This window comes from Corallococcus interemptor, assembly GCF_003668875.1.
Classification (GTDB): domain Bacteria; phylum Myxococcota; class Myxococcia; order Myxococcales; family Myxococcaceae; genus Corallococcus; species Corallococcus interemptor.
In genome coordinates, this window is sequence record NZ_RAWM01000124.1 from 1 (window position 1) to 16282 (window position 16282).

General features: G+C 72.2%; 14 protein-coding genes. 1 reads left to right on the forward strand and 13 read right to left on the reverse strand.

What is annotated here, in order from left to right; all coding sequences use genetic code 11:
• The 6 genes from bacP to D7X96_RS31125 all read right to left on the reverse strand — a co-directional run.
• Window positions 1-514 (reverse strand): bactofilin BacP (bacP, locus tag D7X96_RS31100; protein WP_147468439.1); only part of this gene is annotated, 514 nt, incomplete at its 3' end.
• A 3-nt stretch (window positions 515-517) separates the two neighbouring features.
• A complete protein-coding gene (locus D7X96_RS31105; RefSeq protein ID WP_002636698.1) occupies window positions 518-841 on the reverse strand; it encodes a bactofilin family protein in 324 nt (107 codons plus the stop codon).
• 65 nt (window positions 842-906) lie between these two features.
• Window positions 907-1248: a bactofilin BacN gene (bacN, locus tag D7X96_RS31110; protein ID WP_120537550.1), complete on the reverse strand. Its 342-nt coding sequence runs from the start codon at window positions 1246-1248 to the stop codon at window positions 907-909.
• Between the two features lie 53 nt (window positions 1249-1301).
• Window positions 1302-2138, reverse strand: coding sequence for an alpha/beta hydrolase (locus tag D7X96_RS31115; RefSeq protein WP_120546696.1), 837 nt, complete (start codon window positions 2136-2138; stop codon window positions 1302-1304).
• A 12-nt stretch (window positions 2139-2150) separates the two neighbouring features.
• The gene (locus tag D7X96_RS31120; RefSeq protein ID WP_121771400.1) at window positions 2151-4049 is read right to left on the reverse strand and encodes a tetratricopeptide repeat protein; all 1899 of its coding nucleotides are present in this window, start codon (window positions 4047-4049) and stop codon (window positions 2151-2153) included.
• A gap of 5 nt (window positions 4050-4054) precedes the next feature.
• Window positions 4055-6553, reverse strand: coding sequence for an ATP-binding protein (locus D7X96_RS31125; RefSeq protein ID WP_120546735.1), 2499 nt, complete (start codon window positions 6551-6553; stop codon window positions 4055-4057).
• A 413-nt stretch (window positions 6554-6966) separates the two neighbouring features.
• On the opposite strand from D7X96_RS31125, the gene D7X96_RS31130 reads away from it, so the two are divergent.
• Window positions 6967-8526: a hypothetical protein gene (locus D7X96_RS31130; protein WP_121771401.1), complete on the forward strand. Its 1560-nt coding sequence runs from the start codon at window positions 6967-6969 to the stop codon at window positions 8524-8526.
• 9 nt (window positions 8527-8535) lie between these two features.
• Here D7X96_RS31130 and D7X96_RS31135 read toward each other — a convergent pair whose 3' ends face one another.
• Genes D7X96_RS31135 through D7X96_RS31165 form a run of 7 tightly spaced genes read right to left on the reverse strand, consistent with a single transcriptional unit; the run spans window position 8536 to window position 16279 of the window.
• Window positions 8536-9276, reverse strand: a complete 741-nt coding sequence (locus D7X96_RS31135) for a TlyA family RNA methyltransferase (protein WP_120546693.1) — start codon at window positions 9274-9276, stop codon at window positions 8536-8538.
• Entirely contained in the window at window positions 9273-11135 is a 1863-nt protein-coding gene (locus D7X96_RS31140) for a 1-deoxy-D-xylulose-5-phosphate synthase (protein ID WP_121771402.1), read from the reverse strand. Before D7X96_RS31140 ends, D7X96_RS31135 begins: the two co-directional genes overlap by 4 nt.
• Window positions 11135-12028 (reverse strand): polyprenyl synthetase family protein, encoded by an 894-nt coding sequence (locus D7X96_RS31145; RefSeq protein ID WP_121725380.1) that lies wholly within the window; start codon window positions 12026-12028, stop codon window positions 11135-11137. Before D7X96_RS31145 ends, D7X96_RS31140 begins: the two co-directional genes overlap by 1 nt.
• Window positions 12029-12033: 5 nt before the next feature.
• Window positions 12034-12423, reverse strand: a complete 390-nt coding sequence (locus D7X96_RS31150; RefSeq protein ID WP_120528860.1) for a response regulator — start codon at window positions 12421-12423, stop codon at window positions 12034-12036.
• Between the two features lie 30 nt (window positions 12424-12453).
• The gene (xseB, locus tag D7X96_RS31155) at window positions 12454-12792 is read right to left on the reverse strand and encodes an exodeoxyribonuclease VII small subunit (protein ID WP_120546690.1); all 339 of its coding nucleotides are present in this window, start codon (window positions 12790-12792) and stop codon (window positions 12454-12456) included.
• A 41-nt stretch (window positions 12793-12833) separates the two neighbouring features.
• Complete coding sequence (gene xseA, locus D7X96_RS31160) at window positions 12834-14543, reverse strand: exodeoxyribonuclease VII large subunit (protein ID WP_120546689.1); 1710 nt, start codon at window positions 14541-14543, stop codon at window positions 12834-12836.
• A complete protein-coding gene (locus D7X96_RS31165) occupies window positions 14540-16279 on the reverse strand; it encodes an FHA domain-containing protein (protein ID WP_233610318.1) in 1740 nt (579 codons plus the stop codon). The genes xseA and D7X96_RS31165 overlap by 4 nt, the downstream gene beginning before the upstream one ends.
• Window positions 16280-16282: the final 3 nt, after the last annotated feature.

The window sequence follows — 16282 nt, forward strand, 5'->3', positions numbered from 1 at the left end:
CGGCCGGAGTGCGCGCGGGAGGCGGGGGCGGCGTCGGGGCGGCGCGCGGCGGAGCGGCCGGCGGCGTCGGAGGACGCGGCGGGGTGGCGCCCGGACGCACCGTGGGACGCGTCACCGCCTGGGGGCGGGCCACGGCGGGGCGCTCGGACGGCAGCCGGCCCGGTTCCACGTCGCCCATGTCCACGCGGCCGCGGAAGCTGGCCCCGTCCACGATGATGACGCGCGGGGCGCGGATGTCGCCCACCATGCGGCCCTCGCGGGTGAGCTCCACGCTCTCGGTGGCGTTGATGTTGCCCACCACCACGCCGCTGACGATGGCGTTCTTCACCGCCACGTTGGCCTTCACCACGCCGGACGGCTCCACGATGAGGGTGCGGCTGAGGGTCAGCTCACCCTCGACGCGGCCGCGGACCGTGAGGTCCTCGTCACCCGTGAGCCGACCGCTGATGAGGATGGAGGGCCCCACCACGGTGTTGTCGACGGTGTTGCCTGCAAGCTCCTTGGCGGTGGCCACGGATCAGCGCTCCTTCATGTCCATGTCGACGTTGCCCTTGAAGGAGGCACCGTCGGCGATGAGGATGCGCGGGGCCTTGATGTCGCCCACCACGCGGCAGTCCGTCTTCAGCTCGACCTTGTCGCTGGCGACGATGTTGCCCGTCACGCGGCCGGCGATCTCCACGTTCTGCGTCTCGATGTCCGCCTCGACGACGCCCGAGCCCTCCACGTAGAGGCTCTCCTTGAGGGAGATCTTCCCCTTCACGGTGCCCTGGATGACCAGGTCCTCGTCACCGGAAATCTCCCCGTCGATGACGATGCTCGAACCAATGACCGTATTCGCCATGAGTGTTGTCCGCCTTCTCGAAGCTGTGCGCCTGGGGGGAGCCGTGGGACGGCCCCCGGTGGATGCTAGATGTCGTCCGGCAACTTCACGTCCATCTCGATGGAGCCGTTGAACACCGCTCCGTCCTCGATGACGACCCGCGGGGCCTTGATGTCGCCCGCCACCTTCGCCGAGGCGTTGATGGCCACGCGCGTGGAGGCGTCGATGTTGCCGCTCGCCTCGCCGTTGATGGTCAGTTCCTCGGCGCGGATGTCCGCCTGGACCTTGCCGGTGCCTTCGATGGTGAGGTGGTTCTTCAGGGCGATCTGCCCCTCCACACGCCCTTCGATGACCAGGTCCCCACCGCCCGTGAGGTTGCCCCTGATGACGATGCCCTTGCCAATGATGCCCGTTTCACCCTGTGCCATGAGGTGATCCTCGCCAGCGCCTGCTCCAGTGGGAGCGGGGCGACCTGATTATGTCAGAGATGCGCGGAGATCCAGCCGGAGATGTCCTGGAACACCGTCGCGCGGTCCCGCTCGTTGAGCGGCTCGTGCCGCATGCCGGGGTACTCCTTGAACTTCTTGTCCGCCGTCCCCGCCGCCTCGAAGAAGGCCCGCGCCGCCGCCGGCAGCGCCACCCCGTCCTCCTGGCCACACAGCACGAACAGCGGCACTTGAATCTTCGGCGCCAGGCCCAACGTCTGCGCCTGGGCGGCCGTGGACTCCACGAACCAGCGGGGCGTGGCGAAGGGCACGTACAGCGGGTCCGCGGTGACTGCCTTCTGGATTTCCGGGTCGGTGCTGAGCATGTCCGGGGCCAGGCCCGAGGGGACCTTCATCCACGGCACCAGGGAGCCCACCATGCGCGCGGCCAGCACCTTCGCGGCGGGGGGGCTGATGGCCAGCTTGAGGTAGGGCGCGGAGAGGATGGCACCGGACAGGCCCTCCAGCCGCCCGGTGAGGGCGTGCGCGGCCATCAGGCCGCCGTGGCTGTGGGCCAGGAGGAAGATCTTCTGGTCGCCCGCGGCCTTGCGCACGCGCTGCCAGAAGCCATCCAGGTCATCCAGGAACTCCGTCCACTTCGCGGCGTAGGCGCGCCGGCCGTCCGCGCGGCCGTGGCCCCGGTAGTCGAACCCGTGCACGGCGAAGCCGTCCGCCACCAGCGCGTCGATGACGGGGCGGTAGCGGCCGATGTGGTCGCCGTAGCCATGGACGATGGCGACGTGCGCGCGGGGGCCTGAGTCCGGCAGGTCCAGCGTCCAGAACAGCCGGGTGTTGTCCTTCCCGGTGAAGAAGCCTTCGTCGTGGCGGGCCATGAGCCCGGGACCTTAGCGGCCCTGCGCGGTCGAGGGTAGCGCCTTCAACTTGCGCTCCAGGGTGATGCGCTGATCCGCCGGCTCGGCGGCCTCCGGCTCCAGCGTCAGCACCTCCAGCGCGCGCTTCCAGACCCGGACGGCGTCCGGGGCGCGGCCCGCCTTGAGGTAGGCATCCCCCAGGTGCTCCAGGATGGGGGGCTCGTCCGGGGACAGGTCCACCGCGCGCTCCAAAAGCTCCACGGCCTTCTTCGCGTCGCCGCGCTGGAAGTACACCCACCCCAGTGAATCGATGTAGGCCGCGTTGTCCGGCTTGAGCGCCAGCGCGCGGCGCACCAGCCGCTCGGCCTCGTCCAGGTCCCTGCCCCGCTGGGCCATCACGTAGCCCATGAAGTTCATGGCCGCGGCGTGGTCCGGCTTCAGCGCCAGCACCGCCCGCATGCGCGAGAGCGCCCCGGGCACGTCGCCCTGGCGCTCCAGCAGGGTGCCCAGGACGAACTGCAGGTCCTGGTTCCGGGGGGCCTTCGCGACGGCGTCCCGGAGCAGCGTCTGCGCGTCCCGGGCCCGCCCCTGGCGCTCCAGCAGCGTGGCCAGGGCGTCATACGCATAGGCCCCACCCTCCCCCGCCAGCGCCTCGCGCAGCGTCTTCTCCGCCCGGGCCGCGTCCCCGCTCCGCTCCAGCGCGCGCGCGTAGCCGACGCGCACCTCCACGTCGTCCGGCGCGTCCAGGAGGGCGGCGCGGTAGAGCGCCAGCGCGCGGTCATGGGCTCCCACCAGCGACAGGCAGCGGGCCTGGCGCGCGCGGGCGTCGGGGAACACCTCGGACTCCGGGGACACGCCCTCGAAGTCCCGGGCGGCGACGGCGAAGCGGCGCGTGCGCTCCGCGACGAGGCCCGCGTAGTAGGCCAGGCGGGGCTCGTCCGGCGCGTCCTTGCGCGCGGCGTCCAGCACCTGCTCCGCGGCGGCGGGCTCGCCCGAGGCCAGGTAGCTGAAGGCCACCCGCACGGCCAGCTCCGGCGACGCGGAGAGCGACAGCAACCGGTCGAAGTACGCCCGGGCCCGCGTCACCGAACCGGCCTTCAGCGCGGCGCGGCCCGCGGACAGGAGCACCTCGCGGCTATCCGGATCCGCCTCCAGCGCGCGGGCCAGCGCGTCCTCCGCCTCGCGCGGCCGGCCGGCGTCCTCGTGGAGCCGGGCCAGCGTGGACCACACCTCCACGTCACCCGGGTCGCGCTCGGAGGCCTTCACGAGCAGGCGCTCGGCGCGGGCCGCGTCGCCGCGCTCGGCCAGGACGAGCCCCAGCCGCCGGTACCCGGAGGCCTCTCCCGGCACCGCGTGGGCCAGCGACTCCACGACCTTCACGGCCTCGTCGGGGTCCCTGGCGTCCAGGTACAGCTGGGACAGGACGAGGTACGCCTCCGGCTCGCGGGGGCGCAGGGACACCGCGCGGCGCAGGTGCTGCTTCGCGCGCGCCGTGCGGCCGGACTCCAGCAGCACCCGGCCCAGGAGCACGTGGGCGGCGTAGTGCGTGGGGGCCCGCTCCACCGCCCGGCGCAGCTCGCGCTCGGCGCGCTCCAGGTCGCCCAGGCGCGCGTACTCCTCGCCCAGCTGGGTGAGGAGCGTCGGGTTGCCGTCGTCGGTGGCGAGCGCCAGCCGCAGCTCGTCCACCGAGGCCCGGTGGTTGCCCTCCAGGTGCATCAGCCGCGCCTGGAGGTAGTGCGCGTAGCTGGCGGACGACGCGGACGGCTCGTCGTCGCGCTCGCTCGAGTCCATGGCCTCGCGCATCGCCTCGCGGTCGACGTGCGGGGCCGGGGCCCTCGCCGGAGCCTGCCTGGCGGGCGCGGCCCCCGAACCTCCGGCGGCCAGCGCGAGGCACAACACGGCGGCACGGCTGAGGAGCGGGAGCGGGCGCACGCGGGCTAGTGGACCTCGGGCGGAGGCGCCCCCAGCTTCTCCAGCAGCTTCTCCACCGGATCGCTGTCCTGGCTGACGTCCGCCAGGGCGGCCCGGTACTCGATGGAGGTCACCTGCTCCACGTCCGGCATCAGGCGGTTGATGACCGTGCGCGCCGCGTCCGCGTTGCACTCGGGCAGCACCACCGCGAAGACGCCCAGCCCCAGGTGGGAGATGGAGTCCGGGTGGCGCACGCGCTTGCGCATCACCTCCGCCATGTTGGGCGGCATCACGTCCAGGTCGCGGTCCGGACGGAGCACCGCCAGCGTGAGGGCGCGGTGGTAGCGCCGGCTGCGGGCCACCTCCTGCTCCAGGCGCAAGAGCAGGCCGCGGCGGTCGAGCAGGCCCGTCGCCGGGTCGCTGCCGGTGCGCCGCTGGAGCGCGTTCGTCTTGTCCTGCTGATCCTTCTCACCCTGGCGCAGCTTGAGGGCGCGCTCGGTGCGGTTGAGCAGCTCCACCGCGTTGAAGGGCTTGGCCATGTAGTCCACCGCGCCCAGGTTGAGCGCGCGGACCTTGTCGGCCACGCCCTGGTGGGCGGACAGGAGGATGACCGGGATGTGCGCCGTGTCCGACGAGGACTTGAGCGCCATGGCCGCGTCCAGGCCGTCCAGCTTGGGCAGGAACACGTCCATCACCACCAGGTCCGGCCGGGACGCTCTCGCCTTGGCCAGGCCCTCCGCGCCGTCGCGAGCGACCTCCACGCGGTACTTCGAGCGCAGCACCTCCGACAGCACCGCGGCGATTTCCGGCTCGTCCTCCACCACCAGCACGCGCGGCTGCTCGGGCGCGGAGCCGGGGGCGGGCTGCGGCCGGGGGTTGCGCGCGGCCTCCTGCGCCAGGGGCAGCGTGAAGACGAAGGTGCAGCCGCCGTCGGCCGGGCTCTCCGCCCAGATTTCACCGCCGTGCAGCTCCACGAACTCCTTGCAGATGGCCAGCCCCAGCCCCGTGCCCTTGGGCCCGTGGCGGTAGCGGTCGAACACGAGGTGCAGCTCGTCCGGGGGGATGCCCACCCCGTTGTCGCTCACCATCACCCGCACCGCGTCGCCGTCCGGACGCGACAGGCGCTGCGTGCGCACCACCACCGAGCCCGGGTCGCTGGCGTGCTGGATGGCGTTGCTGATGAGGTTCTGCAGCACCTCGTGCAGCTTCACCTCGTCGCCAATCAGCATCAGGCTGTCGGGGCACTCGGAGCGCAGCGCCACGGCCTTCTCGGCCGCGAGGATTTCGAGTTCCGCCACGGCGTCGCGGCACAGCTGCGCCACGTCCAGCACGCGCGGCTCGATGGAGAGGCGCGCCGCCTCGCCCTTGCCCTTCTCCAGCAGGGACTCGACCAGGGTGAGGATCTTCCGGCCCTGGCGGATCATCGCCTCCGCGGACTGCTTCTGCTGCACCTCCAGCGGGCCCTCCAACAAGAGCCGGCCGTGGCCCAGGAGCACCTGGAGCGGCGCGCGCAGGTCGTGGCTGCACACCGCGATGATTTCATCCTTGAGGCGGTTGAGCTCCTTGAGGCGGCGGTTCGCGTCGTTGAGCTCGCGGTAGCGCTCCACGTACGCCAGCTCCAGGTCCTCGCGCTTCTTCTTCACCGCCGTGTGCAGGCGCGCGTTGCGGATGGAGTTGGCGAGCACGCCCGCGACTGCCTCCGCGAACTCCTGCTCGTCGCGGCCGATGGACGCCTCGCCCTTGGACACGCGCAGGAACAGCGCGCCCAGCAGGTCGTCCTGGCAGATGAGCGGCTGCACCAGGATGGACTTCACGCCCTGGGGGAGCAGCGACGTGCGCACCTCCGCCATCAGCGGGTCGCGCTGCGCTTCTTCAATCAACACGGGCTGCCGCGTCTCCAGCGCGCGGCGCAGCTCCGGATAGCGCGCGACCTCGATGTCCAGCTGGACGAGGCTGGGGTCCTCCTGCGTCGCGACGACCGTGGCCGTGCGCGCGTGGCTGCCCTCCACCAGCACCACGGAGCAGCGGTCCGTGCCCGTCACCTGGCCGACCTTCTCCACCGCGATGCGGAGGATCTCCTCCAGTTCCAGGGAGCTGGTGGCCGCCTGGGTGATTTCGAGCAGCATCCCCATGCGCATCCGGATGCGCTCCTCGCGCTCCTTGAGGCGCCAGGCGCGCAGGGCGGACTCCAGCCGGGGCACCAGCTCATCCGCGCCGCGCACGAAGTCGTCCACCGCCAGGCGCTTGAAGGCCTCCGCCGAGCGCGCGCGGCCCTGGTCCACCAGCACCGGCAGGCGCTGGAGCTTGTCCGTCTTGCGCACCGTCTCCAGCAGCTCCGCCGCCCGCTTGGCCGTCACGGCCAGCAGCACCACCTCTGGCTGGAGCGACTCCACCATCTCCGCCAGCCCGGTCTCCCGTTCCGTGGAGGCGCACTGGTAGCCACTCGCCGTGAGCCGCTCCACCAGCGCGTCACCCGCGGCCTTCGCCGCGAGCACGAGCACCCGCCCCCGTTGCTCAGACGACAACATCTCGATCCTCACGGCGCGCCTCCGCCCCGCCCGTCCAGGGAACAACGCCGCGCAAACCCGTTGGGTGCGAAAGGGGTCATGGTCGATTCCGGATCATGCCGTCTAACCCGTCCGCGGGCCAGCGGTTGAACGGGGCTGTCCTCAAGCGAGAGGGGTGAGAAAAGGCGCGTGACGTATACCCCGGACCGGTGTCCTTCCTCCGGAAACCCGCACGCACGTACTGAAGGAGTGCAACTCCGCCAAAACAGCCAGGCTGTTACTTTCTTCCCATAGCATTCTCAATGCCTGGACGGCCGGAGTCCGGACAGGCACGAAACCGGCGGAGCATCGGATCAGGATTCCGGAGGGAACGGCGCCTGGGACGGGGGGGCCCGCCCGCTTCCCGGGGGAGCACGCTAGAGTGTGAAACCATGCACTCCGCTCCTTCGCGCCCGTTCGCGTCACGGGCCCTCCTGGCCTCGCTGACCCTCTGTGCTTCGGTGTTCGCCGCCTGTGGTGGTGAGAAGCCGCCCCCCACCCCGGACCCGCCGACGGTGACGCTCAACGTGCCGCAGCCCAACACGGCGGCGCCGACGCTGACGGTGCGGATCATCGTGTCCGGGTGTGACTCCGTGGCGCAGGTGGAAATCTACGACCGGGACACGTTCCTCAAGACGGTGCCCTACACCAGCGGGTCCATGGACTTCGAGCTGGCGTTCAACGAGCTCAAGTACGACCGCGGCATCGCCGTGGGGCTGTCGCTCAACGCGCGGGCGACGTGCTCGGACGGCCGCAAGAACGTGTCCCAGCCGCAGGCGGCCACGTTCATGCCGGTGGAGAAGGTCATCAAGGATCCGGACCCCAACGGCCAGGTGGTGACGGACTTCTTCATCGCCGAGGGCACCGGCACGAACGTGGCCTTCATCGGCTGCGGCAATCCCACCACCGGCTCCGGCACGCTCTTCCGCGTGGACTCGGCGGGCACGGTCCGCAACTCGGTGACCATGGGCATCCCGTGCACCAAGGACACGGTCATCACCAGCATCAACGCGACGAGCGGCAAGCGCTGGGTGTGGACGCCCGGCTATGGCGCCATCGCGGTGGACTCCAACTTCGCCATCAGCGGCCGCACGTCGCCCACGTACTTCCTGGTCAACCTGTCGGTGATGGCCAACGGCGACGCGCTGGTGCGCGACCGCTACACGGTGTCCCGCCTCAGCCACAAGAACGCGGGCGGCACCTTCCAGTGGACGTACAAGGGCGCGGTGCTGGGCCCCATCAGCCCGCCGCAGGAGAAGGGCCAGCAGGTGCTGGTGCCGTACGTCGCCCAGCTGGAGTTCTCGCAGGTGCCCCAGGTCATCGTGGCCTACATCGACGCGAACGGCACCAGCCAGGAGATGCAGCCAGTCCAGGAGAAGAAGATCTTCGCCTACAACGGCGAGCTGGATGAGCCGCCCGTCACCGCGTTCAGCGCGGACGGGTCCACGCTCTACGTGGCGTACCTCCTGGCCAACAACCAGTCGAAGATCCAGGCCTGCTCCACGGACCTGGAGGGCTGCGAGGGTCCCGCCTTCAAGTGGAGCAGTGATGTGTTCCCGGTGCCGATGAACTTCCTGATGCCCTTCCATGCCGGCTCGAAGCTGGCGGCCATCGGCACGCAGCGCGTGTGGTTCCTCGACGCGACGAACGGCCTCGTCACCAACAAGGGCGGCACGTCCGTGGACGCGTCCGGTCAGCTGCGCATCGCGCAGGTGCAGCTGGGCCAGCCGACGACGTCGGAGTTCTACCTGCTCAACGCCCCGAACGTGAACGGCGCCCTGCCCGTGGAGATCGTCGCGGTGGACTCGTCCGAAAAGGGCGAGGTGTTCCGCTACGAGGTCTCCAGCAGCCTGTCCTGCTCCGTGGACGACGGCGGCCGGCTGTGGATGCGCGTGGGCAAGAACCTGGTCCAGACCCTGCCGCTGAGCCAGTACCGCAAGGTCCGGCCGTAACGGCGGCCCTCAGGGCCTGTCGGCGACGAGGAGCGCCTCCACGTTGCCGGCGGGCCCGGGCACGGGTGAGTCCATCACCCCGCGCACGGTGAGCCCGTGCTCGCGCACGAAGGCCGTCACGGTGTCGATGGCGTCCTGGCGCGCTTCCGGGTCGCGCACCACGCCGCCCTTGCCCACCCGCTCCGGGCCCACCTCGAACTGGGGCTTCACCAGGGCGATGAGCAGCCCGCCCGGTGACAGGAACGGCAGCACCGACGGCAGCACCTGGGTGAGCGAGATGAAGCTCACGTCGATGACGACCACGCCCACCTTCTCCGGCAGGTCCTCGTCCGTGAGGTAGCGCGCGTTGACCCGCTCCCGCGAGCGCACGCGCGGGTCCACGCGCAGCTTCTCGTGCAGCTGGCCGTAGCCCACGTCGATGGCGTGCACCCGCACCGCGCCGTGCTGGAGCAGGCAGTCCGTGAAGCCGCCCGTGCTGGCGCCGATGTCCGCGCCCACGCGGCCCGTCACGTCCAGGCTGAAGCGGTCCATGGCGGCCTTCAGCTTGAGGCCGCCGCGCGAGACGTACGGCAGCACCTCGCCCTTGAGGCGCAGCTCGGCCTCCACGGGGACCAGGGAGCCGGGCTTGTCCACGCGCTGATCCGCCACCACCACCTGGCCCGCGAGGATGAGCGCCTGGGCCTTCGTGCGCGACTCGGCGAGCCCGCGCTCCACGACCAGCACGTCCAGGCGTTCCTTCTTCGGCTTCACCGGCTCTCCTCTTCCAGCAGCGCACGGCCCGCGCGCCGCAGGCCCGCCGCGTCCAGTCCCAGCTGTGTGCGCTGCACCCGCGCGTCTCCGTGAGGCAGGAACACGTCCGGCATGCCCAGGAGCTTCACGCGCGGGGACAGGCCCGACGCCGCGTACAGCTCCAGCACCGCGCTGCCCAGGCCGCCCCGCACGGTGCCCTCCTCCGCCACCACCACGTGCCCGCCCTCGGCAGCCTCCAGGAGCGCGGCTTCATCCAGGGGCCACGCCCGGCGCGCATCCAGCACGCTCCACTCCGGCTCGGACCGGGCGGCCTCCAGCGCGGACAGGCCCAGGGGCCCCAGCGTCACCAGCGTCAGCCGAGCGCCGGGAACGCGCTTCAGCCAGCGAGCGCCCGGAACAGGGGACGTGTCTTGCGTCGCGAGCGCGGGCGTCCCTGGCGGCTCACGCGAAGGTGCGGGCTTCGGAAGACCGCTCGGCCCGACGCTCGCGGCTGGCGACGACCTGAGAACCTCGGGCTCCGCGTGCCCCAGCTCCGGCGGGAGGTCTGGCAGCGTGCCTCGCGGGAAGCGCAGCACGGACGGGCCCCCGGACTGGAGCGCGGTGGCGAGCATGGGCGCCAGGTCGTCCCCCACCATCGGGGCCCACTGGGTGAGGCCCGGCAGCGGCCGGAGGAAGGACACGTCGTAGGCGCCCTGGTGCGTGGCGCCGTCCGCGCCCACCAGCCCCGCCCGGTCCACCGCGAAGACGACGTGCAGTCCCGGCAGGCACACGTCGTGGACGATCTGGTCGTACGCGCGCTGGAGGAAGGTCGAGTAGATGACGCACACGGGCTTCGCGCCCGCCGCGGCCAGCCCCGCGCAGAACGTCACCGCGTGCTGCTCCGCGATGCCCACGTCATGCACGCGGTCCGGGAAGCGCGCCTTCAAGCCCGTGAGCGCGCTGCCCTCCAGCATCGCGGGCGTCACGGCCACCACGCGCGGATCGCGCTCCAGCGCGTCGCCCAGCACCTGAGCGAAGGCCTCGCTGTACGTGGGCCGCCCGCCGCGCGAGCGCACCAGCTTGCCGTCGCGCCACTCGTAGGGCCCCATCGCGTGGCCGCGCGTCTGCTCGTCGGCCTCCGCGGGCGGAAAGCCGCGCCCCTTCTTCGTCAGCGCGTGCACCACCACCGGACGCGATGACGCCTTCGCCTCGCGCAGCGCCCTCGTGAGCGCGCCCAGGTCGTGCCCGTCCACCGGGCCCAGGTAGGTGAAGCCCAGCGATTCGAAGAAGGCACGGGCGCTGCGCGTGCGCAGCAGCGCGGGGATGGCGCCCACGTTCGCGCTGATGGACATCTGGTTGTCGTTGAGCACCACCACGAGCGGCAGCGGGCTGCCCCCCGCGTTGTTGAGGCCCTCGAAGCTCAGGCCTCCGGTGAGCGAGCCGTCGCCCACGACGGCCACCACGTGCCCCGAGTGTCCCAGCTGCCTGCGGCCCGACAGCAGGCCCAGCGCCGCGGAGATGGCCGTGCACGCATGCCCCGCCGCCAGTGCGTCGTGAGGGCTTTCGCGCGGATCCAGGAACGGCGCGATGCCGTTCGCCTGCCGCAGCGTGTGCATCCGGTCCCGCCGGCCGGTGAGCAGCTTGTGCGCGTACGCCTGGTGGCCCACGTCGAAGAGCAGCGCGTCCTGCGGCGTGTGGAAGACGCGGTGCAGGGCGACAATCAGCTCCACCGCCCCCAGCGACGCGCCCAGGTGCCCGCCCACGCGGCCGCACGTGGTGATGATGGCCTCGCGCAGCGCCTCGCACAGGCCGGGCAGCGCGTCCTCGGGGAGCGCGCGGACGTCCGAGGGAGACGCCACGCCAGACAGCACGTCCGCCATCAGGACTTCCGCTCCACCGAGTAGCGCGCCAGCGCCGCCAGCGGACCGTCCGCGCCCTCCAGCGGGCGCACCGCCGCCTCCGCCCGGGCCACCAGCTCCCCGGCCATGCGGCGCGACTCCTCCAGCCCCACCACCGCCGGGAAGGTGTAGCGCCCGGCCTCCGCGTCCGCGCCCACCGGCTTGCCCATGGCCTCCGCGCTGGAGGTCACGTCCAGCACGTCGTCGGCGATCTGGAAGGCCAGGCCCACCGCCTCGCCGTACGTCACCGCGCTCGCGAGCGCCGCCGCGTCGCCTCCGGCCGCCAGCACGCCCATCCGGCACGCGGCCAGGATGAGCGCGCCCGTCTTCAGCCGGTGCAGCCGCAAGAGGTAGTCCAGCGTCGCGGGCCGGTCCTCCGCGATGTCCAGCACCTGCCCGCCCACCATCCCGGACGACCCGGCCGCGCGCGCCAGCTCCGCGCACAACAGGCCGCGCACCGGCTCCGGCCCGGAGGCCAGCACGTTGAAGGCCTCCGTGAGCAGCCCGTCCCCGGCCAGGAGCGCCGTGGGCTCGCCGTAGACCTTGTGGTTCGTGGGGACGCCCCGGCGCAGGTCGTCGTTGTCCAGGGCGGGCAGGTCGTCGTGCACCAGCGAATACGTGTGCACGTACTCCAGCGCGCACGCCGCATCCAGGACGACGGCGCTGTCGGTGCTGGCCTTCGCCACCGCGTCCGCGAAGGCCAGGCACAGCACCGGACGCAGCCGCTTGCCCCCCGCGAGCAGCGAGTAGCGCATGGACTCCGCCAGCCGGGGCGGCGTGCCCGCGGGGCCCAGGCGCTCCGCGCGTTCGAGCAGGAGGGCCTCCACCCGCGCCTGGTGCGTGCGCATGAACGGTTCCAGGTTGAAAGCGGCCATCTGCGTCAGGGCTCCTTCGCCACGTCGGCGGGGATGAGTTGGCGGATGCGCTTCACGAGCGCGTCCAGCTCCAGCGGCTTCACGAAGTAGTCGGCCGCGCCGACCTCCATGCCGCGCCGCTTGTCCTCCGGGTCCCCTCGCCCGCTGATGAAGATGATGGGGATGTCCCGGAACTGCTTGTTCTGCTTCACGGCCTGGCACAGCTCGAAGCCGTTGATCCAGGACATGTTCACGTCCAGGAGGATGGCGTGCGGCCGGTGCAGCTCCAGCGACGCGACGAGCCGCAGGCCATTGGCGGCGGACATGACCTCGAACCCCTCGGCCCCCAGGGCCTCGGCGAGCAGCTCACGCGTGTCGCGGTCGTCATCGACAATCGTAATCTTCGGCTTCGACATGCCCGGCCTCCGCCCTTCCCCTGATGATGCCTAGAACGGGACATCATCCTCCGGCGGCGGACGCGCCTGCGCGGCCGTCCGGGGGGCTGCCTGGGGAGCGGGCCGGGCCGCCACCGCCAGGGGCGCCACGACGTCCTGGCCGTCCTCGTCCACCAACAGCTGCTCGATGCGCTGCTCGGCCTCCGTGAGCAGCTTCTCGCCCCGGCGGACGAGGCGGATGCCGTCCTCGAACGCCTTGAGGGACTCTTCCAACGACAGGTCGCCGCTTTCCAGCCGCGCCACTGTCTCTTCCAGGCGCGACACCACGTCCCCGTACTGCTCCGGGGCGGGCTCCACCTTGGGGTTCTTGTCCGACTTCGCCACGGCCATCCACCTCCCCGAGCGGGGCGCGGAATGTAGAGGGTGGCCCGCTAGCAGTCCACCGGGCCTTTCAGGCTGGTAACGGTCGCTTCGATTTCTTCACACCCACCCAGGGTTTTCGCCCCGTGGGCCGCCAGCTTGATGCCCAGCACGTCCCCCACCGCCACGTCCGCCATGGAGCGCACCACCACGCCGTCCCGCTGGCGGAACGTCACCGCGTAGCCGCGCGACATCACCTTCAGGGGGCTCAGGGCGTCCAGCCGGCCTCCCAACCGCCCGAAGTGTGTCTGCGCGGACGCCAGCATGCCCCGCTGCAGCTCCAGGAGCCGCGCCCGGGCCTGGGCCACCTTCGCCCGCTCGGCGGCCACCCGCGCCGTGGGGGACTGCCGCTCCAGCCCCAGCCGCGCGTCCGCCAGCGCGCCCCGCCGCCGGGACACGCCCGCGCGCGCGGCCTCCGACAGGCGCATGGCCAGCTTCAACAGGTGCGCCCGCTGCTCCGACAGCCGCGTCTGGGGCCGCGCCCGCTGCAGCCGTTCTTGGAGCGCGCGCAGCCGCTCCCGGTGCTCGCGCGTGCGGGGGCGCAGCACGCGCATCATCGCCTCCACCTGTTCGGACAGGTGCAGGCGCTGGTGGTTCACCTCGCGGCGCGGGTCCGGCAGGCGCGCGCGCAGCTGGCCCTGGCGCTCGCGCAGCTCCAGCACCCGGCGCTCCATGGCCCGGCGCAGCCGGCCGGACTGCGTGGCCAGCGTCAGCTCCAGGTCCGCCAGCACCGGCGCCAGCCGCTCCGCCGCCGCGCTGGGCGTGGGCGCGCGCAGGTCCGCGACGAAGTCGGAGATGGTGAAGTCAATCTCGTGGCCAATCGCGGACACCACCGGCACCGGCGAGGCGAAGATGGCGCGCGCCACCCGCTCCTCGTTGAACGTCCAGAGGTCCTCCACGGAGCCTCCGCCGCGCGTCACCACGATGACGTCCACGTCCGTGCGGCCCAGCCGCTCGATGGCCCGCGCCACGTCCTCCGCGGAGCCCTCGCCCTGCACGCGCGCGTCCGCCAGCAGCACGCCCAGCCGGGGGTTGCGCGAGTGCAGCACGCGCAGGAAGTCCTGGAGCGCCGCGCCGGTGCGGCTGGTCACGACGCCGATGCGCCGGGGCAGGAACGGCACGGGCCGGGGTGCCCGGATGCGCCGGTCGCCAATGAGCCCCTCCGCCGCCAGGCGCTGCTTGAGCTGCTCGAACGCGAGCGCGAGCGCGCCCTCGCCCACCGGCTCCAGCCGGGACACGATGAGGCTGTAGCGGCCCTGCGGCTCGTACAGGTCCACGCTGCCTTCGGCCAGGACCTCCATGCCGTCGCGCAGCGCGAAGCGGATGCGGCTGGCCATGGACGCCCACACCTTCGCGTCGATGGAGGCGTCCGAGTCCTTGAGCGTGAAGTACCAGTGGCCGCGCGCGTTGGCGCCCCGGAAGCTGGACACCTCGCCGCGCACCAGCACGCGCGGGAAGCGCGACTCCACCGTCTGCTTTATCTGCCGGGTCAGCTCGCCCACCGACAGCACCGTGCGCTCGGGGCGCGGCGGCGGGGTGACGGCGGCCGGAGGCGGCGGCGCGGCGGTCTCCGCCACCGGCGCGGTGGGCGGGGCCGGCTTGCTCGCGGCGGCGGCCTTCGGGGGCGCGGGACGCAAGGGTTGCAGGAGCCCCGTGCCGAACAGGTCGCCCTGCCCCGGCTCGTCGGCCGGGGGCTGCTCCGCACCCTTGCGCTTCTTCATCGCGACAGCTTCTCGACCCAGCCCTGGGCCTTGCCGTGCAGCTCGTCGTCCGGCGGCGTCATCGCGACGACGTCACGGAACTTGGGCAGCGCGTCCTCGGGGCTGGAGTCCTTGATGGAGTAGGCCTGGAGGTACAGGTCCTTCGCCTTGCCCTTGAGGTCGTTGACGATGTTGGCGGCGCCCGTGTGGCCGGGGTCCGCCTGGAGCGCGCGGCGGGCGAACTCCATGGCGCGCGACCACTGGCCGGCGGCCTTCGCGCCCGAGGCGCTCTTGTAATAGATGGTCGCCGCGCGGGTGCCCGCGTTGCGCGCCATCTTGCTGCCGCGCCCGTCCGTGATGTCCTTGTCCAGCGCGAGCAGCCGGGTGAGGCCCTTGGCGTCCAGGTCCTCCAGCTTCTTGTAGAGGTTGCCGAACTCCGTCACCTGCCCCATCAGCTGCTTGCACTGGGGCGTCTTGCCCGCGCACGCGTTGAGGATGGCCGCCGCGCCGGTGAGGTCACCGTCGCGGAAGCGGTCCACGGCGGGCTCCCACGGCTTGGGCGTCGCGGCCACGCGCACGGGGTCCGGACGCGTCAGGTCCGCGATGAGGCGCGCGGCGTCGTCGTTGACGAGCTTGCCGTCGCGGTGCTCCGGGAAGGTCGCCAGCACGTCGTCGGTGATGGCCTTGGCCTTCTGCACGTTCTCCAGCTGGCGCGTGTCCAGCAGCTGCTTGGCTTCCTTCGTGCGCTTGTCGGCCGTGTCCGTCAGGTTCTTGCGCGCCGTCTTCAGCTGCTCGTAGAGCTGCGTGTCGCTGCTGACCTTCTCGATGGACGCCTTCGCGGCGGCCAGCTCACCCTTGTCCAGCGCCGCCTGGGCCGTGGCCAGGTGGCCCTGGTTGGGGATCTCCCGCTCCGCGGCCTTGAGGTAGTCCTCCACGCCGGGGTAGTCCGCCGCCTGCGCGTGGAGCTCCTCCAGCTTCACCTTGGCCTGCTGCCACTGGCCCTCGCGCACCAGGTTCTTGGCCTCCTGGAAGAGCGCGCCCAGCTGCTCGCGGTACTGGCGCTGCTCGGCCTCGATGCGGCCCTGCTCCTCCGCCTGGGCCCGCACGCGCGAGCGCGCCACGCCCAGGCCCGCGAAGAGCAGCACCAGCACGGCGGCGGCCGCCAGCTTGATGCGCATGCGCTTCTTCTGCATCTCCGGCGTGAGCTCCGCGGCGGCGGCGGCGCGCGACGTCTGCGGGCGCGCGCGGCCCTCCCGGGCGGGGCGCGTGGGCACGGCCGTGGGACCGCGGCCGGCCGCCGTGGACGGACGGGGCCGGGGGCTGGAGGGGGCCTGCACCTTGGCGGTGCTGTTGGCGGTGTCCTCGTAGCGCAGCTCCGAGTCGCCCAGGGTGATCACGTCGCCGTTGGCGAGCAGCGTCTCCTCGGAGATGGGCTCGCCGTTGACGATGGTGCCGTTGCCGGAGCCCATGTCACTGACCATCCAGCCGGCGGACTCCTTGCGCAGCGTCACGTGCTTGCGGGAGACGGACGTGTCCTGGATGCAGATGGGGTTGTCCGTGGCGCGGCCGACCGTGTACTCGAGGTCGGAGAGCGCGAACTCCTCACCCTCCATGGGGCCGGCGATGACGACGAGCTTCGCGGGGCGGGCCGCGGCGGCACCGGCGGTCGACCGGCGGGCCGGCGCGCGCTGTCCGGTCCCCGAGGAGGGCGTACCGGACGTCGGCCGCCGGCGGGCGGGGGGAGGTGCGTTCGACATGGA